26 protein-coding genes and 3 tRNA genes are annotated in these 26,293 nt (G+C 71.9%); 13 read left to right on the top strand and 16 right to left on the bottom strand.

Annotated features, from left to right (window positions below; genetic code table 11):
* Positions 1 to 147: 147 nt before the first annotated feature.
* Both ACTHLI_RS10450 and ACTHLI_RS10445 read left to right on the top strand, forming a co-directional pair.
* Positions 148 to 840, top strand: coding sequence for a YoaK family protein (locus ACTHLI_RS10450; protein WP_440183361.1), 693 nt, complete (start codon positions 148 to 150; stop codon positions 838 to 840).
* A 60-nt stretch (positions 841 to 900) separates the two neighbouring features.
* Positions 901 to 1,890 (top strand): 1-phosphofructokinase family hexose kinase, encoded by a 990-nt coding sequence (locus tag ACTHLI_RS10445; protein ID WP_440183359.1) that lies wholly within the window; start codon positions 901 to 903, stop codon positions 1,888 to 1,890.
* Between the two features lie 92 nt (positions 1,891 to 1,982).
* Here ACTHLI_RS10445 and ACTHLI_RS10440 read toward each other — a convergent pair whose 3' ends face one another.
* Both ACTHLI_RS10440 and ACTHLI_RS10435 read right to left on the bottom strand, forming a co-directional pair.
* The gene (locus tag ACTHLI_RS10440) at positions 1,983 to 3,476 is read right to left on the bottom strand and encodes a sensor histidine kinase (RefSeq protein ID WP_440183357.1); all 1,494 of its coding nucleotides are present in this window, start codon (positions 3,474 to 3,476) and stop codon (positions 1,983 to 1,985) included.
* Between the two features lie 26 nt (positions 3,477 to 3,502).
* The gene (locus ACTHLI_RS10435; protein ID WP_440183362.1) at positions 3,503 to 4,258 is read right to left on the bottom strand and encodes a response regulator transcription factor; all 756 of its coding nucleotides are present in this window, start codon (positions 4,256 to 4,258) and stop codon (positions 3,503 to 3,505) included.
* 167 nt (positions 4,259 to 4,425) lie between these two features.
* Here ACTHLI_RS10435 and ACTHLI_RS10430 point away from each other — a divergent pair, with 167 nt between their 5' ends.
* The 3 genes from ACTHLI_RS10430 to ACTHLI_RS10420 all read left to right on the top strand — a co-directional run bounded on the left by ACTHLI_RS10430 (position 4,426) and on the right by ACTHLI_RS10420 (position 7,838).
* The gene (locus ACTHLI_RS10430; RefSeq protein ID WP_440183356.1) at positions 4,426 to 5,934 is read left to right on the top strand and encodes an ABC transporter permease; all 1,509 of its coding nucleotides are present in this window, start codon (positions 4,426 to 4,428) and stop codon (positions 5,932 to 5,934) included.
* 24 nt (positions 5,935 to 5,958) lie between these two features.
* A complete protein-coding gene (locus ACTHLI_RS10425; protein WP_440183355.1) occupies positions 5,959 to 6,642 on the top strand; it encodes an ABC transporter ATP-binding protein in 684 nt (227 codons plus the stop codon).
* 182 nt (positions 6,643 to 6,824) lie between these two features.
* The gene (locus ACTHLI_RS10420) at positions 6,825 to 7,838 is read left to right on the top strand and encodes an NADP-dependent oxidoreductase (RefSeq protein ID WP_440183354.1); all 1,014 of its coding nucleotides are present in this window, start codon (positions 6,825 to 6,827) and stop codon (positions 7,836 to 7,838) included.
* 105 nt (positions 7,839 to 7,943) lie between these two features.
* Here the strand turns inward: ACTHLI_RS10420 and rplA are convergent, their stop codons facing one another.
* From rplA to ACTHLI_RS10390, 6 genes are all read right to left on the bottom strand, one after another.
* The gene (gene rplA / locus ACTHLI_RS10415) at positions 7,944 to 8,636 is read right to left on the bottom strand and encodes a 50S ribosomal protein L1 (RefSeq protein ID WP_440183353.1); all 693 of its coding nucleotides are present in this window, start codon (positions 8,634 to 8,636) and stop codon (positions 7,944 to 7,946) included.
* 14 nt (positions 8,637 to 8,650) lie between these two features.
* Complete coding sequence (gene rplK, locus ACTHLI_RS10410) at positions 8,651 to 9,082, bottom strand: 50S ribosomal protein L11 (protein ID WP_440183352.1); 432 nt, start codon at positions 9,080 to 9,082, stop codon at positions 8,651 to 8,653.
* Positions 9,083 to 9,263: 181 nt separating this feature from the next.
* Positions 9,264 to 10,301, bottom strand: coding sequence for a transcription termination/antitermination protein NusG (gene nusG, locus ACTHLI_RS10405; protein WP_440183350.1), 1,038 nt, complete (start codon positions 10,299 to 10,301; stop codon positions 9,264 to 9,266).
* Positions 10,302 to 10,393: 92 nt separating this feature from the next.
* Positions 10,394 to 10,666: a preprotein translocase subunit SecE gene (secE, locus tag ACTHLI_RS10400; RefSeq protein ID WP_440183348.1), complete on the bottom strand. Its 273-nt coding sequence runs from the start codon at positions 10,664 to 10,666 to the stop codon at positions 10,394 to 10,396.
* A 61-nt stretch (positions 10,667 to 10,727) separates the two neighbouring features.
* A tRNA-Trp gene (locus tag ACTHLI_RS10395) sits at positions 10,728 to 10,800 on the bottom strand.
* Positions 10,801 to 10,897: 97 nt separating this feature from the next.
* Positions 10,898 to 11,731 carry a glucose 1-dehydrogenase gene (locus ACTHLI_RS10390; protein WP_440183346.1) on the bottom strand — a complete coding sequence of 278 codons (834 nt, stop codon included), beginning with the start codon at positions 11,729 to 11,731 and terminating at the stop codon, positions 10,898 to 10,900.
* Positions 11,732 to 11,790: 59 nt separating this feature from the next.
* Between ACTHLI_RS10390 and ACTHLI_RS10385 the strand changes: the two genes are divergently transcribed.
* From ACTHLI_RS10385 to ACTHLI_RS10370, 4 genes are all read left to right on the top strand, one after another.
* Positions 11,791 to 12,996, top strand: coding sequence for a pyridoxal phosphate-dependent aminotransferase (locus ACTHLI_RS10385; protein WP_440183345.1), 1,206 nt, complete (start codon positions 11,791 to 11,793; stop codon positions 12,994 to 12,996).
* A 17-nt stretch (positions 12,997 to 13,013) separates the two neighbouring features.
* Positions 13,014 to 13,682: a Pr6Pr family membrane protein gene (locus ACTHLI_RS10380; protein WP_440183344.1), complete on the top strand. Its 669-nt coding sequence runs from the start codon at positions 13,014 to 13,016 to the stop codon at positions 13,680 to 13,682.
* Between the two features lie 80 nt (positions 13,683 to 13,762).
* Complete coding sequence (locus ACTHLI_RS10375) at positions 13,763 to 14,620, top strand: ABC transporter ATP-binding protein (RefSeq protein WP_440183342.1); 858 nt, start codon at positions 13,763 to 13,765, stop codon at positions 14,618 to 14,620.
* Positions 14,617 to 15,486 carry an ABC transporter permease gene (locus ACTHLI_RS10370; protein WP_440183341.1) on the top strand — a complete coding sequence of 290 codons (870 nt, stop codon included), beginning with the start codon at positions 14,617 to 14,619 and terminating at the stop codon, positions 15,484 to 15,486. The genes ACTHLI_RS10375 and ACTHLI_RS10370 overlap by 4 nt, the downstream gene beginning before the upstream one ends.
* Positions 15,487 to 15,502: 16 nt before the next feature.
* Here the strand turns inward: ACTHLI_RS10370 and ACTHLI_RS10365 are convergent, their stop codons facing one another.
* Genes ACTHLI_RS10365 through ACTHLI_RS10355 form a run of 3 tightly spaced genes read right to left on the bottom strand, consistent with a single transcriptional unit; the run spans position 15,503 to position 17,613 of the window.
* Entirely contained in the window at positions 15,503 to 16,717 is a 1,215-nt protein-coding gene (locus ACTHLI_RS10365) for a UDP-N-acetylmuramate dehydrogenase (protein WP_440183339.1), read from the bottom strand.
* A gap of 15 nt (positions 16,718 to 16,732) precedes the next feature.
* Positions 16,733 to 17,170, bottom strand: a complete 438-nt coding sequence (locus tag ACTHLI_RS10360) for a MaoC/PaaZ C-terminal domain-containing protein (RefSeq protein WP_440183337.1) — start codon at positions 17,168 to 17,170, stop codon at positions 16,733 to 16,735.
* Complete coding sequence (locus tag ACTHLI_RS10355; protein WP_440183336.1) at positions 17,167 to 17,613, bottom strand: FAS1-like dehydratase domain-containing protein; 447 nt, start codon at positions 17,611 to 17,613, stop codon at positions 17,167 to 17,169. Before ACTHLI_RS10355 ends, ACTHLI_RS10360 begins: the two co-directional genes overlap by 4 nt.
* A gap of 69 nt (positions 17,614 to 17,682) precedes the next feature.
* Between ACTHLI_RS10355 and ACTHLI_RS10350 the strand changes: the two genes are divergently transcribed.
* The 4 genes from ACTHLI_RS10350 to ACTHLI_RS10335 all read left to right on the top strand — a co-directional run bounded on the left by ACTHLI_RS10350 (position 17,683) and on the right by ACTHLI_RS10335 (position 20,539).
* The gene (locus ACTHLI_RS10350; protein WP_440183335.1) at positions 17,683 to 18,555 is read left to right on the top strand and encodes an aldo/keto reductase; all 873 of its coding nucleotides are present in this window, start codon (positions 17,683 to 17,685) and stop codon (positions 18,553 to 18,555) included.
* A gap of 814 nt (positions 18,556 to 19,369) precedes the next feature.
* Positions 19,370 to 19,441: transfer RNA gene (locus ACTHLI_RS10345), tRNA-Thr, on the top strand.
* Between the two features lie 41 nt (positions 19,442 to 19,482).
* A tRNA-Met gene (locus ACTHLI_RS10340) sits at positions 19,483 to 19,556 on the top strand.
* Between the two features lie 206 nt (positions 19,557 to 19,762).
* Positions 19,763 to 20,539 carry a hypothetical protein gene (locus ACTHLI_RS10335; protein ID WP_440183333.1) on the top strand — a complete coding sequence of 259 codons (777 nt, stop codon included), beginning with the start codon at positions 19,763 to 19,765 and terminating at the stop codon, positions 20,537 to 20,539.
* A gap of 123 nt (positions 20,540 to 20,662) precedes the next feature.
* On the opposite strand, the gene ACTHLI_RS10330 is transcribed toward ACTHLI_RS10335, so the two are convergent.
* Genes ACTHLI_RS10330 through ACTHLI_RS10310 form a run of 5 tightly spaced genes read right to left on the bottom strand, consistent with a single transcriptional unit; the run spans position 20,663 to position 26,292 of the window.
* Entirely contained in the window at positions 20,663 to 22,549 is a 1,887-nt protein-coding gene (locus tag ACTHLI_RS10330) for a glycoside hydrolase family 127 protein (protein WP_440183331.1), read from the bottom strand.
* A complete protein-coding gene (locus tag ACTHLI_RS10325; protein WP_440183329.1) occupies positions 22,546 to 23,652 on the bottom strand; it encodes a Gfo/Idh/MocA family protein in 1,107 nt (368 codons plus the stop codon). Before ACTHLI_RS10325 ends, ACTHLI_RS10330 begins: the two co-directional genes overlap by 4 nt.
* Complete coding sequence (locus tag ACTHLI_RS10320; RefSeq protein WP_440183328.1) at positions 23,649 to 24,449, bottom strand: ThuA domain-containing protein; 801 nt, start codon at positions 24,447 to 24,449, stop codon at positions 23,649 to 23,651. Before ACTHLI_RS10320 ends, ACTHLI_RS10325 begins: the two co-directional genes overlap by 4 nt.
* A 44-nt stretch (positions 24,450 to 24,493) precedes the next feature.
* Positions 24,494 to 25,345, bottom strand: a complete 852-nt coding sequence (locus ACTHLI_RS10315; RefSeq protein WP_440183326.1) for a carbohydrate ABC transporter permease — start codon at positions 25,343 to 25,345, stop codon at positions 24,494 to 24,496.
* Complete coding sequence (locus ACTHLI_RS10310; RefSeq protein ID WP_440183324.1) at positions 25,342 to 26,292, bottom strand: carbohydrate ABC transporter permease; 951 nt, start codon at positions 26,290 to 26,292, stop codon at positions 25,342 to 25,344. The genes ACTHLI_RS10315 and ACTHLI_RS10310 overlap by 4 nt, the downstream gene beginning before the upstream one ends.
* Between the last annotated feature and the right edge of the window lies 1 nt (position 26,293).

The following is a 26,293-nucleotide window of genomic DNA, read 5'->3' as shown; positions in this document are numbered from 1 at the left end:
GTCCCCGGCTGCACCGCCGTCCACCCCGACAGGTCGAAGCGCATGCCGCCTCCTTGACGAGCGTCGGATCGTTCTCCTCGCGTCACGGTATCCGCAGGCGGGCTCCGACCGGTTGGATGGAGGTCCGCTCGAGGAGGGAAGCGCCGCATGCCGCGTGATCAGGAGAGGCTCCACCTCGCGCTGATGCTCGTGCTGACGTTCTCGACCGGGGTCGTGGACGCCATCGGCTACCTCGGGCTCGACAAGGTGTTCACCGGGAACATGACCGGCAACGTGGTGATCCTCGCGATGGGGCTGACGGGCCAGGACGGCCTGCCGATCGTGGGACCCGTCATCGCACTCGCCGGCTTCGTCGTGGGTGCGGCGATCGCGGGCCGCATCCTCCGCGGCGTCCCGAAGGGCTGGCATCGGCGCGACACCGTCGTGCTGTCGGTCGTCGCCGGGCTGCTCCTCGTCGCGCTGATCCCGACCGCCTTCATCCGAGCGGCACCCGCGGTGCCGCAGCTCGGCCTGCCCGTGACCGCGCTGCTCGCGCTCGCGATGGGCATGCAGGCGGGCGCCGCCCGGCACATCGCGGTCACGGACGTCACCACCGTCGTGATCACGTCGACCCTCGCGGCGCTCGCGTTCGACTCCCGCTTCGGGCGCAGCACGGGCCAGACCTGGTTCCGTCGGCTCGCGGCGGTGACCCTGCTCGCCCTCGGCGCGCTGTCCGGAGCCGCGCTGCTGCTCATCGCGTTCTGGTGCGGCCTCGCGCTCGCGGCGGCGCTCCTCGTGTCGGTCGCGGTCGTCGGGGCCGTCGGCAGCCGCCGGAGCGAGGAGGCCGCGGTCCGCGCTTAAGTAGAGTGCAGCGAACCGATCGGGCCGGTCCCGGCGGAAGCTCCATCGGAAGGACGATTCGTGAGCGGCGTCGTCACCCTGACCCCTGCACCCGTGCTGGACCGCACCTATCTCGTGGCCTCGATGGCCCCCGGGAAGGTGAACCGGGCCGTCGAGGTGCACGAGTACATGAGCGGCAAGGGGCTCAACGTGTCACGCACCCTGCACCTCGCCCGCCACCCCACTGCTGCGGTGATGCCGATCGGCCGCGACGACGAGCACCTGCTCTTCCGCACGCCGTACCCGCACATCCTGCGGATCATGCCGATCCAGGGTCGCATCCGCGTGAACACGGCGATCGTCGAGGACGGCGGCCGCACCACCAACGTGAACCAGTCCGCGATCCCCATGTCGACCGCCGACTGGGACCGCGTGGTCGAGCTCACGGTCGAGCAGGTCGTGGAGATGGACGCCGACTGGGTCTGCGCCTCCGGCACGCATCCGTTCAACAGCGACACGGGCGACTACATCGACATGACGTCGCTGTTCGAGCGCGTCCGCGAAGCGGGCGCCCGCGTCGCGCTCGACACGAGCGGCGTCCCGCTCGAGCGCCTGGTGACGAGCGGGCTCGTGAACCTGATCAAGCCGAACGCCGACGAGCTCGCGAACCTCGTCGGCCGCAACCTCACGACCATCGGCGAGGCGCTGGACGCGGGCCGGGAGCTGAACCGGGGCGGCATCGAGGTCGCGCTCGTGTCCCTCGGCGCGGACGGTGCGCTCGCGATCACCGCGGAGAGCGCGTTCTGGGGCGCGGCCGTCGCCCCCCAGCTCGTCAACACGACCGGCGCAGGCGACGCGACGCTCGCCGGTTTCCTCGGCAACTCGATCGGCGAGGACGGCGTGCACCTCGATCTCGAGCGCGCGCTGTCGACGGCGGTGTCGTGGGGCGCCCTCGCCGTGTCGCTGCCGACGACCCTCATCTCCGGGCTGGAGGACGCGCCCCTCCCGACCGTGGGCGCACCGGACCGCGATCGGGTCCTGCTCGAGACGACGCACCTGACCAAGAAGTAGCCCTCCGGGAGCACCTCGGCAGGCTGATCGCACTTCGGCAGGCCGTCGGCGCGCCGTTCAGCCTGCCGAAGCGCGCAGAGCCTGCCGAAGTGCTACGCCGGCTGCGGCTCCTGCGCCCGCCGCGCCGGGCTCGGCGCGGGCTGCTCGACGGGCAGCTGCACCGTGAACACCGTCGCGCCGGGTTCGGAGGCGACCGAGACCGTCCCGTGGTGCGCCTGCACCACCGCGCTCACGATCGAGAGCCCCAGCCCGGTGCTGCCCGTCGCGCGGTTCCGGGACGCGTCGCCGCGCACGAACCGCCCGAACAGCTGCGGGCGCAGCGTCTCCGGGATCCCGGGGCCGTTGTCGCGGACGCGGGCGAGGACGTGCCCGTCCTTCGGCTCGGCGAGCTCGAGGACCACCTTCGTGCCCGCGGGCGTGTGGACCCGCGCGTTCGCGAGCAGGTTCGTGAAGACCTGGTGCAGCTTCGCCTCGTCCCCGAGCACGACGACCGGCTCCTCCGGCAGCTCGAGCTCCCAGTCATGGTCCGGCCCGGCGGCGTTCGCGTCGCTCAGCACGTCGACGAACATCCGGGAGAGATCGACCTCCCGCGTGTCGAGCTCGCGCTCCGCGTCCAGCCTCGCGAGCAGGAGGAGGTCCTCGACCAGGCTCGTCATCCGCTGCGCCTCCGACTCGATCCGTCCGATGTTGTGCTGGACGTCGTCGGACAGGTCGCCGCCGAAGCGCCGCGTGATCTCCGCGTAGCCCCGGATGGAGGCGAGCGGGGTGCGCAGCTCGTGGCTGGCGTCCGCGACGAAGGTCCGCACCTTCTCCTCGCTCGCCTGCCGGACGGCGAGAGCCGTCTCCACCGAGTCGAGCAGGTTGTTCAGCGCCGCGCCGACCTGGCCGACCTCGGTGTGCGGGTTCGTGTCCTCCTCCGGCACGCGCTCCGGCAGGTCGACGTCGCCGCGCTCGAGCGGCAGGGACGCGACGCTCGAAGCCACGGCCGCGACGCGGCGGAGTGGACGGAGGGCTCGCCCGACGACCAGGGCACCGAGCAGGCCCGCCAGGACGAGGGTGAGCAGCACGACGATCGCGATCGGCGCCAGAACCTGTGCGACCTCCTGGTTCAGGGCACTGGTCGGGCGACCGACCACGAGCAGGGAACCGCCCGGGCCGCCGATCTGGGTGAGGACGAACCGGTACTGCCGTCCCTGATATCTGCCCGGTTCGGGATCGGTACCGGGCTGGCGGTTCGTCCCGACGCCCGCAGCGCTCTTCACCTCGGCGAGCTGCGCGGCCGTGAACGTCGTCGCATCGTCCGCTCCCGTGACGACGAGCCCCGACGCCGGAGCGACCGTCGGATAGAGCGCGATGATCGTGCCGGCATCCACCGACAGCTGCCGGAGGTCGAGGTGGCCGTTCCCGAAGGTCAGCGCTCGGGTCACCGCCTGGCTCGTGCTCGCGAGCTGCCCGTTGAACGTGCCCGAGTACGACTGCTTGACGACGAACGACATCACGCCACCGATGAGCACGCTCGTCGCAGCGACGAGGGCGACGGTCAGGGCGATCAGCCGGGAGCGCAGCGTCCAGCTCGAGAAGCGCATGGGGGACCTCGCAGGACGCGGAGCGATTACTCCGCGGCCTTCAGCATGTACCCGGCGCCGCGCACCGTGTGGATCATCGGCGTCCGACCGGCGTCGATCTTGCGGCGCAGGTACGAGATGTAGATCTCGACGACGCTGGACTTGCCTCCGAAGTCGTAGTTCCACACGCGGTCGAGGATCTGGGTCTTCGACAGGACGCGGCGCGGGTTGCGCATGAGGTACCGGAGGAGCTCGAACTCGGTCGCGGTGAGGTCGATCTGGTCGCCGCCGCGGGACACCTCGTGGCTGTCCTCGTCGAGCACGAGGTCGCCCACGACGAGGCGCGGGTCCTCCTCCTCGCTCGCGGTGAGCATCGAGCGGCGGATCAGCCCCCGGAGGCGGGCGACGAGCTCCTCGAGGCTGAACGGCTTCGTGACGTAGTCGTCCCCGCCGGCGGTGAGGCCGTTGATGCGGTCCTCCAGCGAGTCCTTGGCCGTGAGGAACAGGACCGCGGTCTGCTGGCCGTCCTGCCGCACGCGGGAGAGGACCTGCATGCCGTCGATGTCCGGCAGCATCATGTCGAGCACGATCGCGTCCGGCCGGAACTCGCGGGCGAGGGCGAGCGCGTGACGGCCGTCGGCGGCGGTCTTGACCTCCCACCCCTCGTAGCGCAGGGCCATCTGGAGAAGGTCGGTGAGCGTCGGCTCGTCGTCCACGACGAGGACGCGGATGGGGCTGCCATCAGGGTGCTTCAGGCGGGGACGGCTCTGCTGCGCGGCCTCGGAGGCGGCGGGACGGGTCATGGACACCGCCCCAGGGAACCGCAGCTTCCTATGAACGGCATGAGGAGTGGACATGCGAACCTTGGGAACGGCCGATGCCGGCGTCAAGGGGACGATGAGCGCCGTTCATAGCGCGTACAGAGAGGTTCTGACAGGTTCCGCTCAGGATCCGCCCTAGCGTCCCCCGCATGTTCGGGACCTATCTGCGCCGCGAGCTGGCAGGCCGCCGGCGCCAGACCATCATCGTCGCGATCGGGATGGCGCTCGCCATCGCGCTCGTGATCCTCGTGAACGCGGCGGCGGCCGGTGTGCAGAGCGCACAGGCGACCGCGCTGCAGAGCGTCTACGGGGTGGGCACCGACATCACCGTGACCCAGCCGGCGACCGCTCCGAGCGCGGGCGGCGGCCGGCAGGACTTCCAGTTCGGCGCCGGCTCCGGCAGCAGCTCCGGCGGCACGCAGTCGATCAGCAGGAGCCGTCTGTCGACCGAGTTCGGGACGACGGCCTTCGCGGCGAGCGACGTGACGAAGGCGGCGTCGACGCCGGGGGTCAAGGCCGCGTCGGGCGTGCTGAGCCTCTCCAACACGACCTTCACCGGGCAGCTCCCGGCCCAGCGGAGCGGCGGCTTCGGCCGCAGGAGCGCCTCCACCGCTCCCACGGGAGGCCCGGACGGCGCCGGCGGCAGCTCGTTCGGCGTGGACCGCGTGTCCGTCCTCGGCTACGACGTCAAGGGCGCCGCGATCGGCCCGCTGACCGCGGCGGCCCTCACCTCCGGCCGCTCCCTCACGGCCGCGGACTCGGGCAAGGACGTCGCGGTCCTGGACGCGGACTACGCGACGAGCTCGAACGACAAGGTGGGCAGCACCCTCACCCTCGGCGGCAAGTCCTTCACCGTGGTCGGCATCGTGAAGTCCACCGCGGCCTCCGGCGCGTCGGCGTCGAACGCCTACATCCCGCTCGATACCGCCCAGGCGCTGGCCGGCGACCAGAACAAGGTCACGAGCATCTACATCCAGGCCGCGAGCGCGTCGCAGATCGACACCGTGAAGGCGTCCCTGCAGAAGACGCTCGGATCCTCGGTCACGGTGAACACGGAGGCGGATCTCGCCTCCACCGTCACGGGGTCGGTGTCGACCGCGGCCACGCTCGCGAACTCCCTCGGCCTCTGGCTGTCGGTGCTCGTGCTCGCGGCGGCGTTCCTCATCGCGGTGCTCTTCACGGTGTCCGGAGTCACCCGGCGCACCCGCGAGTTCGGCACCCTCAAGGCGATCGGGTGGAGCAACCGCCGCGTCGTCGGCCAGGTCGCGGGCGAGTCCTTCGTCCAGGGGCTGCTCGGCGGCGCGATCGGCATCGTGCTCGGCGTCGCGGCGATCGCCGTCGTCGACGTGATCAAGCCGACCCTCACGGCTGCGGCGGCCACCGGCAGGCGCGCGTTCGCGCTCGGTGGGGGCGAGACCGGAGGCGCCGGAGGCGGGTTCGGCGGCGCGGGATTCGGCGGCGGCGAGGGCGGCTTCGGCCGCGCGGCGAACGCGGCGTCCACGTCCGCAGCCGACATCGTGCTGAACCTGCCGATCACCCCGACCGTGATCGCCCTGGCCGTCGGCCTCGCGGTGCTGGGCGGGCTCATCGCCGGCGCCTTCGGCGGGTGGCGAGCCTCGCGCCTCCGCCCCGCAGAAGCCCTGCGCAGCGTCGCCTGACCGTCCACACGAAGGAGGACCGACATGTACGAGCTCGAACGCATCTCGAAGACCTACCGCCAGGGCGGCCGCCCTGTGCAGGCCCTGATCGACGTGGACCTCACGATCGGCGACGGCGAGTTCGTCGCCGTGCAGGGCCAGACCGGCGGGGGCAAGTCGACCCTGCTGCAGCTGCTCGGCGCACTCGACAAGCCGACGTCCGGCACGATCAGGCTCGGCGGCGCCGACCTCGGCCGGATGGGGGCCTCTGAGCTCGCCCGGGTGCGGGCGAACCGGATCGGGTTCGTGTTCCAGAGCTTCAACCTGATCCCCACGCTCACCGCGCAGGAGAACGTCGAGACGGCGCTGGCGCCCACCCATGTCGACACGCGCGAGCGCCGGGCTCGCGCGCGGGAGGCGCTCGAGGCCGTCGCGCTCGGCGATCGCCTCGGCCACCTCCCGAGCGAGCTGTCCGGCGGCCAGCAGCAGCGGGTCGCGATCGCGCGTGCGCTGGTGAAGCGCCCGGACGTGCTGCTCGCCGACGAGCCGACCGGTGCGCTCGACGAGGACACCCGAGGCGAGATCGTCGGGCTGCTCGAATCGGTGTGGAAGGAGCGCGGGCTCACGCTCGTCGTCGTGACGCACGACTCGTGGGTCGCGCATCGCGCCGAGCGCCGGCTGCTGCTGAAGCAGGGCCGCGTCTCCGAGAAGACGCCGGCGAAGGTCTGACCCGCTCCGGGGGCCCTGCGCGGCAGATGGGTCGCGCCGCCGCGCCCGGTCAGCCGCGGACGGCCCCCGGAGTGCGACGGCCGCTCGTTCTCGAAGCGGTGACGCGGCCGTAACAGCCCGGAATCACGGGCCCGGTGGAATGGCCTCCTGCACCACCCCGCTCGGGACGGACCGGAGGCGTCATGACAGTGCACGGTGGTCTCGGGACGCCGCCGACGGACGACGGCACCGCGACGATGCGGGCGGTGGTGCTCGACCGGTTCGGCGACTGCGGCGGCCTCCGGATCGCGGACGACGTCGCCCGCCCGGTCCCGGTCGTCGGCGAGCTGCTCGTGCGGGTGGTCGCCGCGGGGCTGAACCCGATGGACGTCACGACGCGCGCCGGGGTGGGGGACGCCGTCGGGGTCGCGGGCCTCCCCGCGGTCCTCGGTCACGACTTCAGCGGCGTCGTCGTGCGGGCGCCGTACGAGGCCTTCCGGCTGCAGCCCGGTGACGAGGTGTACGGCGTGAGCGCCGCGCCGCGTGCGACCGGCAGCTTCGCGGAGTACGTGACGGTGCCCGCGCAGCAGGTGGCACCGAAACCCAAGGTGCTCTCGCACACGGAGGCCGCGGCGGTGCCGCTCGCGGCCACCACGGCGTGGGGCACGGTCGTCGAGCTCGCGAAGGCGCACGAGGGACAGCGCATCCTCGTCCATGCGGGTGCCGGCGGTGTCGGGCACTTCGCAGTGCAGCTCGGCGCGTACTTCGGTGCGCACGTCATCGCGACCGCGTCCGGGCGGAACGTCGGGTGGCTCCGCGAGCTGGGCGCCGCCGAGACCGTCGACCACACGACGACGCGGTTCGAGGACGCGGTCGCCGCGGTGGACACGGTGATCGACCTGGTCGGCGACCCGCACGACCGCACCGGTCCCAGATCGCTCGGCGTCCTCCGGCCGGGCGGCCTGCTCGTGCACGTGCCGAGCGGCGGCTGGCCGACGCTGGTCGAGGACGCGCAGCGCGCAGGGGTGCGGGCGACGACCTACCGGACGGTGCCGGACGCGGCCACGCTCGCCGTCATCGGCAGGCTGATCACCTCCGGCGACCTCCGCGTCGCCGTGCAGGAGGTCTTCCCGCTGGAGGAGATCGCAGCGGCGCACCGCCTCGTCGAGGGCGGCCACGTCCGGGGCAAGGTCGTGATCCAGGTCACCGACTACTGACGCCCTCCTTCGTCGTTCAGGAAATCTGCGGCCGGCGGCCGCAGATCTCCTGAACGACGAAGCGGGGCCGCGCCCGCAGGCCCCGCCCCCCTGCTGCTGGGCCGGTCAGGCGAGTGCGGCGACGGACAGGGGGATGCCCGGGCCGCAGGTCGTGGAGACCGACGCCTTCTGGATGTAGCGACCCTTCGCGGCGGACGGCTTGAGACGCAGGACCTCGTCGACGGCGGCCTTGAAGTTCTCCGCCAGCGCCTCCTCCGTGAAGCCGGCCTTGCCGACCACCAGGTGCACGTTGGAGTGCTTGTCCGTCCGGAACTCGATGCGGCCGCCCTTGATCTCGGTCACGGCCTTCGCCGCATCCGGGGTGACGGTGCCGGTGCGCGGGTTCGGCATGAGACCGCGCGGGCCGAGGACACGGCCGAGCCGGCCGACCTTGCCCATCATGTCCGGCGTCGCGACCGCGGCGTCGAAGTCGGTCCATCCGCCGGCGACGCGGGCGATCAGCTCGTCGCCACCGACCTCGTCGGCACCCGCGGCGATCGCGGCCTCGGCGGCCGGGCCGATCGCGAACACGATGACGCGCTGCGTCTTACCCGTGCCGTGCGGGAGGGAGACGGTGCCGCGGACGATCTGGTCCGCCTTGCGGACGTCGACGCCGAGCTTGAGCGCGACCTCGACCGTGGAGTCGAACTTCGCCGACCCGGTCTCCTTCGCGAGGGTGAGCGCCTCGTCGGCGCTGTAGAACTTGCCGGGCTCGATCTTCGCGGCCGCGGCGCGGTACGCCTTGCTCTTCTGTGCCATGACTGTCCCGCCTCCTACTGCTCGACCGTGATGCCCATGGACCGCGCGGTGCCGGCGATGATCTTCGCGGCGGCCTCGAGGTCGTTGGCGTTCAGGTCGGGCTGCTTGGTCTGCGCGATCTCGCGCACCTGGTCGCGGGTGAGGCGGCCGACCTTCGCGGTGTGCGGGGTGGACGAGCCCTTGGCGACGCCGGCGGCCTTCTTGATCAGCTCGGCGGCGGGCGGGGTCTTCAGGACGAACGTGAACGTCCGGTCCTCGTAGACGGTGATCTCGACCGGGATGACGTTGCCGCGCTGCGACTCCGTCGCGGCGTTGTACGCCTTGCAGAACTCCATGATGTTGACGCCGTGCTGACCGAGCGCAGGGCCGATCGGGGGCGCCGGGTTGGCAGCGCCGGCCTTGATCTGGAGCTTGATCAGGCCGGTCACCTTCTTCTGGCGAGCCATGCTTCTTCTCCTTCTTCGAAGGCGTGCAGCGGGTGCCGCACGCCTGCTCCCACCTCCGTGCCCGAGCACGGCGTGGTGCCGCGGCCCGCGTGTGTGCAGGCCGACGGACGATCTTACGGTGGTTTCGTCGTTCAGGAGGAACGGGCGCTACGCGCGCAGTCCTCCTGGACGACGAAACGCACTACAGCTTGGTGACCTGGTCGAAGCTCAGCTCGACGGGGGTCTCGCGCTCGAACAGCGAGACGAGGACCGTGAGCTTGCCGCTCTCCGGCTTGATCTCGCTGATCGTGCCGGGCAGGCCCGCGAACGAGCCCTCCTTGATCGTGATGGTCTCGCCGGTCTCGAAGTCCACCTCGGCGGGGATCGGCTGACGGGCGGTCGCCCCGCGGGCGCCCTTCGTCGCGCCGGCGCCGACCTTCACCGGGGCCTCGGCGACGACGACGGTGCTCTTCAGCATCTCGAACGCCTCGTTGAAGCGCAGCGGCGTCGGGTTGTGCGCGTTGCCGACGAAGCCGGTGACACCCGGCGTGTGGCGGACGAGCGACCACGACTCCTCGTTCAGGTCCATGCGGACGAGCACGTAGCCGGGGATGCGCACGCGGTTGACGAGCTTGCGCTGACCGTTCTTGATCTCGACCACGTCCTCCATCGGGACCTGGACCTCGTAGATCGCGTCCTCCTGGGCGAGCGTCGTCTTGCGCTGCTCGATGTTCTGCTTCACGCGCTTCTCGAAGCCGGCGTACGAGTGGATGACGTACCACTTGCCGAGCTTGCCGCGCAGCTCCGTGCGGAACGCCTCGTACGGGTCCACCTCCGCGTCGAGCTCGTCCTCCGCCACGTCCGCGGCGATGCCCTCGGCGACGCCCGCGCCGTCACCGGAGGCGGCGGCCTCCTCGAAGGCCTCGTCACCCTCGTCGTCGGTCGCCTCCGCGGCGGCTTCGTAGTCGGCCGCGTCGTGCACCTCGAGCGCCTCGTCCACCGCGCGGTCGGCGGCCGGGTCGGCGGCCTCCTCGATCGCGTCGAGCTCCGCCTGGAGGTCCTCGTCGTCGTCCGCGACCGGGCTCAGGCGCTCGTCGCCGACGGCCTCCTCGAGCTCCTCCTCCCGGCTCGGGAGGTGGGAGTCGTCCGCGAGCGCGAGCTCGGGGTCCCCCTCGTCGGCGCCGGAGTTCTGTTCGAATTCGGGCTCGAGGTCGAGCTCGTCGCGGTGGGACTTGGCCACGGTTCTTCGGATTCCTTCTGGATCGATGACGTCTTGGGTGCGCTCGCGGGGGTGCGCGGGCGGGCGGCGTGCCTGCTTCAGGAGCGCCGCGGTCAGCTGGTGCCGGCGAACACCCACACGACGAGGGCGCCGAACCCGAGGTCCAGCACGTACACGATCGCCATCATCACGACGACGAAACCGAGCACCACCCCGGTGTAGGTCACGAGCTCCCGCCAGGTGGGGGTGACCACCTTGCGCAGCTCCGCGACGACCTGCCGGAGGAACAGCGCGATGCGGGCGAAGGGACCACGGCGCGCCTGCCGCTCGAGCTTCGCGACGGCGACGACGTCCTCGCTGGGCTCGTCGAGCACTCTGCGTGCCACCTGCGTCCTCCTCTCGCCGCTGTTCTCCTGATGAACACGACCCTTACCGGGATCGCCTTCGCAGGGCGGACAGGACTCGAACCTGCAACCTGCGGTTTTGGAGACCGCTGCTCTACCAATTGAGCCACCGCCCTAGGGCTGCTCGTGGGAGCGAGCGCGCAGGCACGCCACGTCCCCGCGGGCGCCGCAAGTGTAGCAGCGGGGCCCGCGGGAGCAGCGGGCGCGCCGAGGTCAGAGTCCGACGCTGCCCTGCATGATGCCGCCGTCGACCACGACGGTGGTCGCGGTCATGTAGGACGCGCGCCCCGACGCGAGGAACACGGCGACGTCCGCGATGTCGCTCGACTCGGCGAGGCGGCGCAGCGGGATCGCGTCCTCAAGCTTCCCGAGGAGGTCCTTGTTCGAGGTGGTGGACGCGTTGATCGGGGTGTCGACCGCACCTGGCGCGATGTTCACCATCCGGATCCCGTGCGGCCCGAGCTCGACGCCGGCCGTGCGGGTCAGCATGCGCATCCCGCCCTTGGAGACGCAGTAGGCGATGTTGCCGGGCATCGGCCAGTCCTCGTGCACCGACGAGATGTTCAGCACGAGTCCGCCCTGCCCCTGCGCGATGAACCGCTTCGCGGCGGCCTGGGAGGCGAAGAACGCGCTCTTCATGTTGACCGCCATCACCTTGTCGTAGTCCTCCTCCGTCGTGTCGAGGAGGGACTGCCGCGTCTCGATGCCGGCGTTGTTCACGAGCACGTCGAGCCGCCCGAAGGAGTCGATCGCGGTCTGCATCATGAGGTGGAGGTCGTCCGACTTCGAGATGTCCGCTTCGACGCCGACGGCCTTCCCGCCCGCGGCCTCGACCTGCTTGATGAGCTGCTCCGTGGCGTCCTCGTGCGCGACGTAGTCGACGACGAGGTTCGCCCCCTCCGCGGCCATGGCGAGCACGATCGCCTTCCCGATGCCGGAGTTGCCCCCGGTGACCACGATGGACTTGCCTTCGAGCAGCACGTTCTCCTTCTTCCCGCGCCGGACCTCGGCGCCCTCCGATGGTCGCGCGCCCGCCTTGACGCCCACCTGATCGCCGCCGTACGCGGCCCGAGCATCCGGGGCGACGCGCCGGTACGCTCGGGACCGTGCCTCGCACCGCTCCCGCCCCGATCTCGCCCCGCATCGCCGGCATCGCCGAGTCCGCGACGCTGAAGGTGGATTCGAAAGCGAAGGCGCTGAAGGCCGCCGGACGCCCGGTGGTGAGCTACGCGGCGGGCGAGCCGGACTTCGACTCCCCCCAGCACGTCGTCGAGGCGGCCGAGCGGGCGGCGCGTGACCCGCGGAACCACCACTACACGCCCGCGTCGGGCCTGCCGGAGCTCCGGGAGGCGATCGCGGCGAAGACCCTGCGCGACAGCGGGCTCGAGGTATCGCCCGCGCAGGTGATCGTCACGAACGGCGGCAAGCACGCCGTCTACCAGACCGTGCAGACGCTGGTCGGCGACGGCGACGAGGTCATCATCCCCGGGCCCTACTGGGTCACGTACCCGGAGGTCGTGAAGCTCGCCGGCGGCGTCCCCGTGGAGGTGTTCGCGGGCGCCGACCAGGAGTACAAGGTCACCGTCGAGCAGCTCGAGGCCGCGCGCACGCCGCGCACGAAGCTCCTCGTGTTCGTCTCCCCCTCCAACCCCACTGGGGCCGTGTACACGCCGGAGGAGACGACGGCGATCGGCGAGTGGGCCCTCGAGCACGGCATCTGGGTGATGACGGACGAGATCTACCAGAACCTCGTCTACGACGGGGTGAAGGCCGTCTCCATCGTCGAGGCGGTGCCGGAGCTCGCCGACCAGACCGTGCTCGTGAACGGCGTCGCGAAGACCTACGCGATGACGGGCTGGCGCGTCGGCTGGATGATCGGCCCGGCCGCGGCGATCAAGGGTGCGAACGACCTGCAGTCCCACCTGTCGTCGAACGTGAACAACGTTGCGCAGCGCGCCGCGATCGCGGCCCTGACCGGCCCGACGGAGCCGATCGAGGCGATGCGGCAGGCGTTCGACCGCAGGCGGCGGGCCATCGTCGCGGGGCTCAACGGGATCCCCGGGTTCCGCACCCCCACCCCGCAGGGCGCGTTCTACGTCTACCCCGACGTCACGGCGCTGCTCGGCCGCGAGTGGGGCGGGACCACGCCGACCACGACCCTCGAGCTCGCCGACCTGCTGCTCGAGCGCCTCGAGGTCGCGGTGGTCCCCGGGGAGGCGTTCGGTCCCTCCGGTTACCTCCGCCTCAGCTACGCGCTGGGCGACGAGTCGCTCGCGGAGGGCGTCGCGCGCCTCGCGGACTTCTTCGGCTGACGGCCGCGGATCCGCAGATGTCCACCGACATGCCGAGCGCGGACCCGACCGGGCCGCGGGTCGCTGAGGATCTGCGGATCCGCGGAGGCGGACGCGTGACCGCCGGAGCACGGCTGGTGATCGCATTCCTGGTGGCGGCGGCGATCAGCGCGACGCTCGCCGCCGTGTGGCCGGTGAACCCGCTCAACTTCTTCGGCTTCTTCACCGTGCAGTCGAACGTGCTGGGCGCTGTCGTGGCGGTCGCCGGCGCCGTCCGACTGCTTCGCGGCACGCCGGTGTCGTCCGGCTGGGCGGTGGTCCGCTGGTGCACGGCGACCTACCTCGTGCTCGTCGACATCGTCTTCTGGGTCCTGCTGGCGCCGTTGGGCGCCGCCGGAGGGATCCCCCTGCCGTGGGCGAACCTCGTGCTGCACCTCGTGACGCCCGTCGCCGCTCTCGTCGACCTCCTGCTCGCGCGGGACCGCCGCCTGCCCCCGCTCCGGCTCCTGCCGGTCGTGCTCGTGTACCCGCTCGTCTGGACCGCGGTCGTCCTCGTCCGCGGCGCGACCGACGGCTGGGTCCCGTATCCGTTCCTCGACCCGGCGCAGGGCTACGCGGTGGTGGCTGCCTGGGCGATCCTCGTCGCCGGCGTCTTCACCGGCGCCGCCGCCGCGCTCCGGCCGCTGCTCGGGAGGGCAGGGGCCTGATCGCGTCCGCCGGCCGACGGAGTCGGAATCGGTTCCCGCAGGCACTGCCGCTCGACCGCCGGAGCGGGGAGCATGCTGCCATGACATCGCAGAGCCCCGCCGTCGAGGTGGACGGGCTGCTCCGACGCTACGGCGACCGGGTCGCGGTCGACGGCGTCTCGTTCACCATCGGGCGCGGCGAGACGTTCGCGCTGCTCGGGCCGAACGGCGCCGGGAAGTCCACGACGATCGAGATCCTCGAGGGCTACCGGAGCCGAAGCGGCGGCACCGTGCGCGTGCTCGGCAGCGACCCCGCCACGGCAGGCACGGCGTGGCGGGAGCGGCTCGGCATCGTGCTGCAGAGCGAGACGGAGCCCGGCACCGCCAGGACCCGCGAGCTGCTCGCCCACTTCGCGGCCTACTATCCCCGTCCGCGCGACGTGGACGAGACCCTCGAGGCCGTCGGCCTCGCCGCTGCCAGGGACCTGCGGGTGCGCACCCTCTCCGGCGGCCAGCGGCGGCGGCTGGACGTCGCCCTCGGCATCATCGGGCGCCCGGAGCTGCTCTTCCTGGACGAGCCCACGACGGGGTTCGACCCGGAGGCGCGTCGGCAGTTCTGGGCGCTGATCCGTGAGCTGCACGACGAGGGCACCACGATCCTCCTCACCACCCACTACCTCGACGAGGCCGCGGAGCTCTCAGACCGCGCGGCCGTGATCGCCGGCGGGCGCCTCGTCGACCTCGCCCCAATCGACGAGATCGGGCCGGCGGACGCCCGCATCCCGATCGTCCGCTGGACCGATGCGGACGGCGCGCACGAGGTCCGCACCACCGAGCCCGCGACCCTCGTCGCCCGCCTCGTCGCCGCCGCGGGCGGCGAGCCCCGTGGCGTCGAGATCCGGCGCCCGAGCCTGGAGGACGTGTACCTCCGGCTCATCGGGCAGGAGGCCGACGCATGACCACGAGCCTGACGTCCGCGGTCGACACCCCGACCGCCCGGGCGGGCTCGGTCGCCCGCACGGCGCGGCTCGGCGCACTCCGGATCGGGTGGGAGGTGCGCCAGTACTTCCGCGAGCGGGACACGCTCTTCTTCACGTTCCTCTTCCCGACGATGATCTTCGCGATCTTCGCCGCGGCGTTCAGCGCCACCGGGAAGGTGGGGACCGCGCCAGACGGCTCCGGCGGGATCAGCGTCGCCGCGTCCTACCTGCCGGGTCTCGTGGCCGCGGGCATCGTGCTCTCCGGGGTGCAGAACCTCGGCATCCAGATCGCGCAGGAGCGCAGCGACGGCACGCTGAAACGGCTCGGGGGCTCCCCGCTGCCCGCCGTCAGCTACTTCATCGGCAAGGCGGGGATGGTCCTCGTCACCGGCGCGATCCAGCTGGTGCTGCTGCTCGGGGTCGCGCACCTCGCGTTCGGCGTCGCGTTGCCCTCCGACGGGACGCACTGGCTGCGGTTCGCCTGGCTCTTCCCGCTCTCGATCCTGATGGCGGCCGTGCTCGGAATCGGCATCGCCGGGCTGCCCCGATCCGGACGGTCCGCGAGCGCGGTGATCGTCCCGATCCTCCTCGTCCTCCAGTTCGTGTCCGGGGTCTACCTCCGGTTCGCGGACCTGCCGGGCTGGCTGCAGGCGATCGCGTCGGTGTTCCCGGTCAAGTGGGTCGCCCAGGGCATGCGCTCCGTCTTCCTCCCGGAGTCCTTCGCCTCCGTCGAGCAGTCGGGCGGCTGGGATCTCGGTACGACGGCGCTCGTCCTCGCGGCCTGGACGGTGGTCGGGCTCGTGGCGGCGCGGCTCACCTTCCGCTGGGTGCGGAGGAACGGGTGACGGGGCCCGCGACGGCTCAGAGCGCGGTGGCGACGAGGGTCGGCTCGGGCTGGAGGACCACCCCGAACTCGCTCAGCACGCGCTGCTGGATGTACCGCGCGAGCTCGAGCACCTGACCGGCGGTCGCGTGGCCGCCGTTGACGATCGCGAGCGTGTGCTTGCGGGAGATGTGCGCGTCCGAGCCGGGCAGCCGGAACCCCCGCTGCACGCCGGCGTGCTGGATCAGCCACGCGGCCGAGAGCTTCACGCGCGGCTCCCCGTCCCTCGCGGGCCGGGGCGGGAGCGCGGCCCCGAGCGGAACGACCACGTCGGGCTCGTCACCGGAGGTGGGCCACCGGGGCGCGTCGTGCGGCAGGGTGCGGGCGAACCGCTCGGTCACGATCGGGTTCGTGAAGAACGAGCCGACGCTGACCGACTCCGGGTCCTCCGGGTCGACGACCATGCCCTTCGAGCGGCGCAGCTCGAGCACCGTGTCGCGGAGGGCGCCGATCGGCACCCGGCCGCCGATGGGCACGCCCAGCGCGTCGGCGAGCTGCGCGTACGCGACCGGCGAGCTGAGCACCGGGCCGACCCCAAGCGCACGGTGCAGCAGCAGCTCGACGGCGAGCACGACGCCCGTGAGCCCCTGCTTGAAGATGCTGGTCCGGTACCCGAGCCGCAGCTCGGAGGCGGGCATGCGACGGACCGTGCCGGTCTCCTTGTCGAGGAACTCGACGGCGGCGAGCGTCGCGGCGAGCTCCTGCCCGTAGGCGCCGATGTTCTGGATGGGGGCGGCACCGCACGAGCCGGGGACGCCGGAGAGCGCTTCGATGCCGCTCCAGCCCTGCCGCACCGCCTCGGCGCACAGCGCGTCCCAGGGCTCCCCCGCCTGCACGCGGACGCGCACCTCCTCCCGCTGCTGAGCGGGCCGGAGGGACCGCTCCAGCGCCCGGAGGCGCTCGGCGGGGCTCGTCGGCGGGCCGGCCGGTGTGGGCGCGGCGCCCTGGAGGCGCTCGATCCCCCTCGTCGCCACGACCAGCACGGTGCCGTCGAAGCCGTCGTCGCCGATGACGACGTTCGACCCGCCTCCGAGCACGAGCAGCGGCTCGTCGTCCGCCCAGGCGCCGAGCGCGGTCTGCACGACGTCGTCCTTCGTCGTCGCGACGACGATGCGGCGTGCCGGGCCTCCGACGCGCAGCGTCGTCAGGGCGGCGAGCCGCAGGTCCTCCCCCGCAGCGGGTTCCACGCTCATCGTCCGCTCCCGCCGCTAGACGGCACCGGCGGCGCCCGGCAACGGACCGCTCAGCGCCACGCGCACCTGGGCACGGCCGAGGACGGTCTGGCCGCCGACCTTCGCGGTGACGTCGATGCGCGCCTCCTCGGCCTCCACCTGCCCGACCTTCGCCTCGAGCTCGAGCAGCACGGTCCCCTCCGGGGGCACGGGCACCGGACGGGTGAAGCGCACACCGTAGTCGAGCACGCGATCCGCCCCGAACCGCTCGACGACCGGCTGCACCGCCAGCCCCATCGTGAGCATCCCGTGGGCCAGCACGCCCGGGAGGCCCGCGGCCGTCGCCACGTCGTCCCGGTAGTGGATCGGGTTGAAGTCGCCGGAGGCGCCCGCGTAGCGCACCAGGTCGTCCCGGTCGATCTCGAACGAGCCGGTCGCGACGACGTCGCCGACCTCGAGCCGTTCCGCGCTCATGCGTCACCCCGGACGACGAGGGTCGAGATCGCGGTCACGACGTGCTCGCCGCGTGCGTCCCGGACGGCGGACTCGGAGGTCACCATGGCGTTCCCACCGAGGGTCTTGACCCCGGTGACGGTCATCGACGCGGTCAGCAGGTCGCCCGCGACGATCGGCCGGGTGAAGCGGAACCGCTGTTCGCCGTGCACGACGCGCGAGAAGTCGACGCCGGCCGATTCGTCCGCGAGCAGCTGAGCGAGCGTCTGCTCCTGCACCACGACGGCGAAGGTCGGCGGCGCGACGACGTCGGAGTAGCCGGCGGCCTTGGCCGCCTCCGGATCGAGGCTCAGCGGGTCGGAGGAGCCGACGGCGCGAGCGAACTCGCGGACCTTCTCGCGCCCCACGAGATAGGGCTCGGTGTCGGGGTACACCCTGCCCTCGAGGTCGGCGGTGACGGTCACGCCTGCATCGTAGCCAGGTGCGCGCACCGCCCAGGCGATGCCCGAACCGACGGGACCAGACTTCGGAGCATGACGAAGACCTCCCTTCCCGCCCGCCTGATCGGCTCCCGCTCCGTCGGCGCCGTCGGGCTCGGCGCGATGCCCATGTCCATCGAGGGTCGCCCCGACGAGGCGCGCTCCATCGCGACCATCCACGCCGCGCTCGACGCGGGCGTGACCCTGATCGACACCGCCGACAGCTACCACCTGCTCGCCGGCGAGGTCGGGCACAACGAGCGGCTGATCGCCCGCGCGCTCGAGACCTACGAGGGCGACAGGAGCGACGTCCTCGTCGCGACGAAGGGCGGCCACCTGCGCCCGGGCGACGGCTCGTGGACGCAGGACGGCTCCGCACGCCACCTGATCGAGGCCGCTGAGGCGTCGCGGGACGCGCTGGGAGTCGAGATCATCGACCTGTACCAGTTCCACCGGCCGGACCCCCGGGTGTCGTTCGCCGAATCCGTCGGCGCTCTCGTGCACCTGCTCGACGAAGGCGTGATCCGCATGGCCGGGCTCTCCAACGTCGACGTCGACCAGATCGAGCAGGCGATGGAGCTGACCGACGGCCGCATCGTGTCGGTGCAGAACCAGTTCTCCCCGTCGTTCCGGTCCTCGCTCGGCGAGCTGCAGCGGTGCGCGGAGCTCGGCCTCGCATTCCTCCCGTACAGCCCGCTCGGCGGCATCGGGAGCGCCGCGGAGCTGGGCGGGAGGAACGCCGCGTTCCAGCGCGTCGCCGACGACCGCGGCGTGAGCCCGCAGCAGGTCGCGCTGGCGTGGGAGCTGTCGCTCGCCCCGGTCGTGATCCCCATCCCCGGCGCGTCCCGACTGGAGACCATCCGCGACTCGGCCGCCGCCGCGGAGCTGCACCTCACCGAGGAGGAGCTCGCGACGCTGAACGCCTGACCGGGTCGCGTCGACCCCTCGCGCTTCAGCGGGCTGTGCGCACTTCGGCGGGCCGCTGAACGCGCGCTTCGGCAGGCTGTGCGCGCTTCAGCAGGCTGCGCGCACGTCGGCAGGCTGCGCGCACTCCAGCAGGCCGCTGAGCGCGCGCCGAGCCTGCTGAAGCACATCCGGCCTGCCGAAGTGCTCGGCTCGGAGGGGCCGCTCGAACGGGCCTCCGAGACGGCGAAGGGCCCCTGCGATCGGGATTCGCAGGGGCCCTTCGTGACCGTGGTCAGCGATCGGTGCTCGACCGTGTCACTGGCAGCTGTCGCACTGCAGCAGATCCATCGGGTCGACCGGAATCGCGTAGCCGTCGATGCTCTCCGTGTCGAAGTTCATGACTGCTCCTTCCGCTCGCTGCCGTCGACCTTCCCCAGTCGACGGCGGGTGTGACTGCTTCCGCCCATGAGCGGCCCCCGCTCCCTGAGCGAGTAGAACCACCATATACCGGGGCGGCGACAGAAACGAGCCCCTACATGTTGTGTCTGCGACTTCTCAGCGTGTCGCCCGCAACGGCGCGGATCGGCGGGCTGCGGACGCGCGTGTCGCGGCGTGTCGGCTCCATGGCGGGACGATGCCACTGCCCTCCGACAGCCGACGGGAGCGCCCGAGGGAGGCCACGGGCAGCACGGCGAGACCCGTCGACCACGACACGGCCCGCAGCACGAAGCGGCCGCCGGCGGTGCGTCCGCGACGCCGTGTCACGGATCGAGGGCGCCGAAGGCGGGATGCTAGAGTCGTCGTCGCTTCCGGCCCGGCGACGGGATCGGCATGCGCCCCGATAGCTCAGTGGTAGAGCATCTCCATGGTAAGGAGAAGGTCAAGAGTTCAATCCTCTTTCGGGGCTCGGACCGGCCACCGCACACCCTGCGGCGCGGCGGCCCTCGCGGCGGGGTAGCTCAGGTGGTTAGAGCACACGGCTCATAATCGTGGTGTCGCGGGTTCAAGTCCCGCCCCCGCTACGTCAGGCCCGGTTCTCCGGGTTTCCCGATCGGCCCGGAGCTGCTGCAGCTCCGGGCCGATCGTCCTGTCCCAGGACCCCCACCTCCGGGCTCGTGACCCTGGGGGCGCTTCGCCCTCTTCAGCGCCCCGGCTCGACCGACCACCACCCGGTTCGTCGCCGACGCGTCGTCCGAGGGTGCACTCGCTGCCCCCATACGATGCACGAATGCGCGCATCCAGCCTGCCCGCGCCGTTCCTGCCGCTGCTCGATCGACTCTCGGGAGCAGTCCGCTGCCGGCTGCTCGTGAGCCGCTACTGCCGGGAGGTGCTCGAGGCGGTCGGCCGGCCGCCGACCGCCGGTCCGGGGCAGATGCCGCCTCGGACGCTCGTCGTCGGCAACGACCCCATGCGCATCCTGCTCTTCGGCGAGGGGGTCACGGTGGGGTACGGGGTGAGGACGCGCGCCGACGCGATCGACGGCCCTCTCGCGGCCCGAATGGCCGAGCTGACGGGACGCGGCGTGATCCTCGAGAACAGGGCCCGCCCCCACGTCCGCGTGGACGAGACGGCGGACTCGCTCGGCGGAGCAGGCACTCACACCTTCGCGGTCGGCGTCTGGAGTCCTGCGCTCACCGAGACGCTGGAGCGCCTCACGCTGCGTGGCTGGCGCACCCGGCTGAGCGCGATGCTGGAGCGGATCCGAGCCGACTCGGACATGCCGCTGGTGCTCGCACTGCTCCCCGTACCCGCGGGCACGCACCCGTCGGTGCTCGTCCTGCGACCGTGGTACGCCCGACTGAACCGCACGATCGCGGAGGTCGCCGCCCGGTTCCCCGACGTGCACACGGTGGAGCTCGGTGCGGTGGTCGTCCCCATGCGCGCGAGCGACCCCGTTCTGGGCGCCGCCGACTACCGACGACAAGCCGACCCGCTGGCAGCAGCGGTGCACCGCGCCCTCCGCTCGTCGTCGGCGACCGGGGACGCCCGCACCCCGCGCAGCTGAACCGGTGCGGTCCCGAGATCCGCGTACCGGTCGGCCTCAGGTCGGAACACGCCGGGGAGGTGAGGGAAGGCGGGAGAGCGCCTCCGCGCGGCGTGTGGCGATATCCGCCCCCTCCGTGCAGCGTCAGCGCGCGGGGATCCAGACGCGCATCGCGTCCGCGCCCCGATTCGCCCACGCGAAGTAGGGGACGGCGCGGAACGCGACGCTCCGGCGCTCGGGTGCGCCGCCACCCGCCGGAGGATAGGGATCGATCCGAGGCCCATGTCGGTGCACCCACCCGGCCGCTGCCACGGTCGGGACCGCGAGCGTCGCGTCGGGCTCCCCTTTCCGAAGCGGCCCCTCCGGGTCGATATGCAGATCGTCGATCTCGGCACCGTCGGGCAGATCGGCCTGCTCCACCGCGAACACGAGTGGGCCCGCTGCGATAGCGACCGAGTCGCGGATGCCGTCGATGCGGTCGTCCGCCGCGATGAGCCGAGGCTCCATCGGCAGGTCGAGCACCACTCGATCGCCGGCGGTCCAACGCCGTCGCCGTGCGGCGAGGCCCGGCTCGACGGAAGCGCCGTCGACGGTCGCGCCCTGCGCCCACCCGGGCACGCGGAACGCGAGCTCCGCCTCCTCCACGGGCGCATCGCGCACCGTCACCGTCACGCGCCCGTCACGCGGGTAGTCCGTCTCGACATCGAGCACGAAGCCCGCCGCTCGGACCGTGCCGTGCACGTACTGATGCAGCTGGAGACTCGGGCCGTCACCGGAGCCCGTGGTCGCCGCGTACGCACCCAGGCTTGCCAGCGTGCGCATGATGTTCGGCGGACAGCACGCGGTGCTGAACCAGCCGAGGCGGCCGTTCACCGGGTTCCGCTGATCGTCGGGCTCCGCGCCGTTGCGCACCTGGAGCGCGTTGACGTAGAAGTACTCGCCGCCGCGCAGGGAGACGCCGGGAAGCATCCCGTTCAGGAGCATCCGCTCGACCTGGTCCGCGTAGCGCTCGTCCCCGGTCGCGACGAGCATCCGGTGGGCCCACTGCAGGCCGCCGATCGCCGCGCAGCTCTCGGCGTAGGCGCGGTCCGAGGGCAGCTCGAACGGGTCGCCGAACGCCTCTCCCTCCCACCGTGCGCCCAGGCCGCCGGTCACGTACTGCTTCGTCGCCGTCATGGAGGCGAACTGGCCCGCGACCGCATCCAACAACCGGTCGTCGCCGGTCTCGACGGCCACGTCCGCCGCCCCCGAGGCGAGGTAGACGGCTCGCACCGCGTGACCCTCGACCGAGGTCGCCTCGCGCACGGGGACACGGTCGGAGAAGTAGGTCGAGTCGCGCCCGTAGGCGGCGACGGTCCCATGACCCCGGGCGTCGACGAACCACCCGGCGAGATCGAGGTAGGCGCGCGTGCCGGTCTCGCGGTAGAGCTCCACGAGCGCAGTCTCGATCTCCGGGTGGCCGTCGAGCTCGTGCGAGCCGTCCGGTCCGAAGGTCGCCACCAAGTGGTCCGCGAGCCGAACGGCGACATCGAGCAGCGCCGTGTCGCCCGTTCCCCGCACCTGTGCCACGGCGGCCTGCATGAGGTGGCCGGCGCAGTAGAGCTCGTGCGTCCAGCCGAGCTCGGAGTACCGCGCGATGCCTCGCAGCTGGACCATCGAGTCGAGGTAGCCGTCCTCGGCCTGCGCCGACGCCACCAGCCGGGTGAGCTCCCGCTGGCGCTCCCGCAGCGCCCCGTCACCGGTCCGGGCGATCTCCCACGCGGCGGCCTCGAGCCACTTGTAGACGTCGGAGTCGGCGAAGATGTCGCCGACCGCCCGGCCCGTCCCGCCGCCGGCCGCCCGCTCGAGGTTGCCGACGTTCCCGGCCCGGTGCAGCTGCTGCCAGCCCTCGGGGATGGAGACGGCCGCGTTCACCGAAAGCCGCTCCGCCCAGAAGCCGCCGGTGACGGTCACCCCGTCGACGCCGACCGGGCGGAACGCGACCCGGGCCGCCTCGCTCGGCGCGAGCGGACCGCGGACGGTGCCGCTCACGCGCGCACCGCCGTGGCGAGCAGGTGCTCGCGCGGGCTCGACCACGACGCCAGGACGGCCCGCAGGTCGTCCCGGAGGTCCGTGGCGATGGCTTGCGCGTGGGCGTCGTCGATGAGAGCGCCGATATCCACCGTGCTCCGGGTCTCGGTCGACCGGACCGCGGCCTCGGTCATCGCCAGGGTCCACACGTTCTCGTGGATCTCGCCCGACGGCGTGTCCCCTGATCGGACCGCGCCGATGAATTCGGCAAGCGACCCCTCGATCGACTCGTGCGCGGCGTGCGGGACGTCGAGGTGCTCGACGGCGCGGTCCCCGTCCTGCACCTCGACCGATGACTCGCCGTCCCAGGTCACGGTGCCGCGTTCCGTACCCGCGCGCCAGACGCCGTTCCAGGAGGTCTCGAGCCCGGGGGCGACCCAGCTGCCGAAGTACTGGAACCGGGCGCCGCCCTCGAACTCGAAGACCGCGGTAGCCGCCGCATCGCCGCGGAACCAGCTCCAGGAGGGGTTGAAGGACCGGCAGTCGACGGTCAGCGGCACCCGTCCGATCACGGCACGGGCGACGTCGAAGGAGTGGATCGCCATGTCGACGAGCAGCGGATGGTCCATCTCCTCACGGAACCCGCCGAAGTGCGGCGCCTTCAGGAACTCGGTGCTGAGCAGCCCGATCCCGCCGAGCGACGCCGCCCGCCGCCGCAGCTCGTCGAGCGCCGCGTAGTAGCGCCGGGACTGGCTGACCATGAGCAGCCTGCCGGTCGTCTCGGCGGCGGCGACGAGGATCAGCGCGTCACGGACCGTCGGCGTGACGGGCTTCTCGCAGAGCACCGGGTACCCGGCGTCGAGGGCGGCGAGGTTCACCGGGAGGTGCGCGACGGGCACCGTGACGTCGACGATCGCGTCGGCGCTCTCGCTCCGCGCGAGCGCCACGGCGTCCGGTCCCGTCGGCACCAGGCGGCCGCGAGCCGCGAGCGCGTCAGCGGCCGCGCGGGGGTCGAGGTCGGCCAGCCCGACGAGCTCGGCGTCCTCCGATCGGTCGATCGCGCCGATCCAGGCGCGGCCCATCTGCCCGGCGCCGACGAGGACGAGTCGCAGCGGCGCGCTCACGAGTGGCTCACCCGGTCCTCCTCGTTCATGGCGCCGCGGTAGTCGTGCCCGTCGAAGAACTCGCCGGAGTCGTAGCGGAGCAGGGTGGGCAGCGCCGGGGCCGGCAGCGCCGGGGCGACCCAGTCGACGCCGTTCGCGATCACCCGGCGCACGTCCGGGTGGTGGTAGACGGGGAAGTCCTGGTCGCCAGGGCTGAAGAAGAAGATCTTCCCGTGGCCGCGGCGGAAGGTCATTCCGCTCCGGAACACCTCGCCGCCCGAGAACGAGCTGATGAAGATCAGCTCGTCGGGGACGGGCACGTCGAAGAACTCGCCGTACATCTCCTGCTCGGGGATCACGATCGGGTTCGGCACCCCCCGCGCGATCGGGTGCGTGGGGTTCACGGTCCACACCAGCTCGCGGTCGTGCTCGCTGCGCCACCGGAGGGTGCAGGTGGTGCCCATGAGCTTCACGAACAGCTTCGACCAGTGCCCGGAGTGCAGCACGACCAGTCCCATGCCCTCGAGCACCCGCTGGTGCACCCGCTCGACGACGTCGTCCCGCACCTCGCCGTGCGCCGCGTGCCCCCACCAGACGAGCACGTCGGTCGACGCGAGCCGCTCCGCCGTGAGGCCGTGCTCCGGCTGGTCGAGCGTGGCGGTGGAGACCTCGACGGCGGCGCCGAGGTACCCCTCGATCCCCTGCCGGATCGTCTCGTGCATGCCGTCCGGGTAGGTCGCGCGGACGTGCTCCTCCACCTGCTCGTGACGGTTCTCACCCCACACGACCACGCGCAGCGGTCGTTCGTTCCAGCCCATGCGGACCGTCCTTCCTCGTGTCCCTCCGCGTTCCGCGGGGGAGGTCATTTGACGGCCCCGCCGAGCGCACCGGCGGCGATGTACCGCTGGGCGACGATGAGCAGGACCGCGGCCGGCAGCGAGGCGAGCACGGAGGTCGCCATGACCGGCCCCCAGTTCGTCACGTTCGAGCCGATGTAGTTGTAGATGCCGAGCGTGATCGGCCGGACGGCGTCAGTCGACGTCAGGGTCAGCGCGATCAGGAAGTCGCCCCACGCCCCGAGGAACGTGAAGAGCGCGGCGGTCACGATCGCGTTGCGGCTGATCGGCACCACGATGGAGATGAAGGCGCGGAGGTCGTTCGCCCCGTCGACGAGCGCCGCCTCGACCAGGCTCGGCGGGATCGACTCCATGAAGGCCCGCATGAGCAGGATCGAGAACGGGATCTGCACCGCGCTGTCCGCGAGGATCAGCCCGACGTAGGTGTTCAGCAGACCCACGTCGTTGAACAGGGTGTAGAGCGCGTTCGCGATCACGATCGTCGGGATCATCTGCGTCACGAGCAGCACGAGCAGGAACACCCGCGTGCCGCGCATGCGGAAGCGGGCGAGTCCGTACGCGGCCGGCGTCGCGACGAGCAGGGTGACGACCACGGTGCCGAGCCCGATGATCATGCTCGAGACGAAGTTGGCGCTCTGCTGCTGGAAGGCGGCGATGTAGCCGTCGAAGGTCGGGTTGGTCGGGAACCAGGTCGCCGTCGCGGCGCCGGCCGTCGCCTGCAGCGACGTGTTCACCATCCAGTAGACGGGGAACACCATGAGCCCGAGGAAGAGGATTCCGAGCGCGGTCATCGGGATGGCGCGTGCGCGGCTGCGGTGGCGCCGCGGCAGCGGGACGCGGACGGTGGTGGAGGTCATTCGTCGGCCGCCTTCCGGGAGATGGAGATGTAAACCACCGCGAAGACGAACGACACGACGATGAGCACATTGCTGATCGCGGCGCCGATGCCGAACTCGAAGTTGACGAACGACTGGTGGTACGCGTTCGTCGCGAGGGTCTGCGTGGAGTTCGCTGGGCCCCCACCGGTGAGTCCGAGGATGATGTCGACGACCTTCAGCGTGTAGACGATGCCGAGCACGATGACGACGCTCACGACCGAGCGGATCGACGGCCATGTCACGTAGCGGAAGGCCTTCACGCCTGTGGCGCCGTCGAGCGACGCCGCCTCGTAGAGCTCCGGCGGCACGGACTGCAGCCCGCTGTACAAGATCGTCGTGTTGAACGGGATGCCGAGCCAGATGTTCACGCCGATGACGGCGGCGAGCGCCAGGCTCGGGCTCACGAGCCACGGGATGCTCGGCACCCCGAACAGGCCGAGGAACTGGTTGAGCGCACCGCTGTCTTGGTCGAGCATCCACTTCCACACCGCGCTCGACGCGATGAGCGGGAGCAGCCACGGCAAGAGCAGCAGCCCTCGGAGGAAGCCGCCGAGCGGGAAGTTGCGGCGGAAGAAGAGCGCGAGCCCCAGCCCGATCGCGAATTGCGCCACGATCGAGCCGACGGTGAACAGAGCCGTGTTCACGAGCGTCGTGGCGAAGACCGCGCTCGTGAACGTCTGGGCGTAGTTCGCGAACCCGACCCACGGCGCCTCGCCGGTGAAGAAGGTCCTCGTCGTGTAGTCCTGGAACGACATCAGGATGTTCTTCACGACCGGGTACCCGAAGAACGCCGCCACGAACAGCACGGCGGGTGCGATGAACAACCATCGCGAGACGCCGGCGAGCAGGCGGGCCCTCGCGCGGCCCGGTCGTCCGGTGGTGACCAGCGGGCCTCCGCGGGCCCCTGCCTGTGCTGACACGGTCATG

Origin of the sequence: Amnibacterium sp., assembly GCF_051956055.1 — a bacterium.
GTDB lineage: Bacteria > Actinomycetota > Actinomycetes > Actinomycetales > Microbacteriaceae > Amnibacterium.
This window is presented reverse-complemented; position numbering and strand designations above follow the sequence as displayed.

Bases quoted from the DNA above. Each gene is read 5' to 3' on its own strand.
- ACTHLI_RS10435 (WP_440183362.1), bottom strand. From the start codon at position 4,258: ATGACCCGTCCCGCCGCCTCCGAGGCCGCGCAGCAGAGCCGTCCCCGC.
- ACTHLI_RS10350 (WP_440183335.1), top strand. From the start codon at position 17,683: ATGACGAAGACCTCCCTTCCCGCCCGCCTGATCGGCTCCCGCTCCGTC.
- ACTHLI_RS10310 (WP_440183324.1), bottom strand. From the start codon at position 26,292: ATGACCGTGTCAGCACAGGCAGGGGCCCGCGGAGGCCCGCTGGTCACC.
- ACTHLI_RS10420 (WP_440183354.1), top strand. From the start codon at position 6,825: ATGACAGTGCACGGTGGTCTCGGGACGCCGCCGACGGACGACGGCACC.
- ACTHLI_RS10375 (WP_440183342.1), top strand. From the start codon at position 13,763: ATGACATCGCAGAGCCCCGCCGTCGAGGTGGACGGGCTGCTCCGACGC.
- ACTHLI_RS10450 (WP_440183361.1), top strand. From the start codon at position 148: ATGCCGCGTGATCAGGAGAGGCTCCACCTCGCGCTGATGCTCGTGCTG.
- ACTHLI_RS10315 (WP_440183326.1), bottom strand. From the start codon at position 25,345: ATGACCTCCACCACCGTCCGCGTCCCGCTGCCGCGGCGCCACCGCAGC.
- ACTHLI_RS10425 (WP_440183355.1), top strand. From the start codon at position 5,959: ATGTACGAGCTCGAACGCATCTCGAAGACCTACCGCCAGGGCGGCCGC.
- ACTHLI_RS10370 (WP_440183341.1), top strand. From the start codon at position 14,617: ATGACCACGAGCCTGACGTCCGCGGTCGACACCCCGACCGCCCGGGCG.
- ACTHLI_RS10320 (WP_440183328.1), bottom strand. From the start codon at position 24,449: ATGGGCTGGAACGAACGACCGCTGCGCGTGGTCGTGTGGGGTGAGAAC.
- ACTHLI_RS10335 (WP_440183333.1), top strand. From the start codon at position 19,763: ATGCGCGCATCCAGCCTGCCCGCGCCGTTCCTGCCGCTGCTCGATCGA.
- ACTHLI_RS10430 (WP_440183356.1), top strand. From the start codon at position 4,426: ATGTTCGGGACCTATCTGCGCCGCGAGCTGGCAGGCCGCCGGCGCCAG.
- ACTHLI_RS10360 (WP_440183337.1), bottom strand. From the start codon at position 17,170: ATGAGCGCGGAACGGCTCGAGGTCGGCGACGTCGTCGCGACCGGCTCG.
- ACTHLI_RS10440 (WP_440183357.1), bottom strand. From the start codon at position 3,476: ATGCGCTTCTCGAGCTGGACGCTGCGCTCCCGGCTGATCGCCCTGACC.
- rplK (WP_440183352.1), bottom strand. From the start codon at position 9,082: ATGGCTCGCCAGAAGAAGGTGACCGGCCTGATCAAGCTCCAGATCAAG.
- ACTHLI_RS10380 (WP_440183344.1), top strand. From the start codon at position 13,014: ATGTCCACCGACATGCCGAGCGCGGACCCGACCGGGCCGCGGGTCGCT.
- rplA (WP_440183353.1), bottom strand. From the start codon at position 8,636: ATGGCACAGAAGAGCAAGGCGTACCGCGCCGCGGCCGCGAAGATCGAG.
- ACTHLI_RS10365 (WP_440183339.1), bottom strand. From the start codon at position 16,717: ATGAGCGTGGAACCCGCTGCGGGGGAGGACCTGCGGCTCGCCGCCCTG.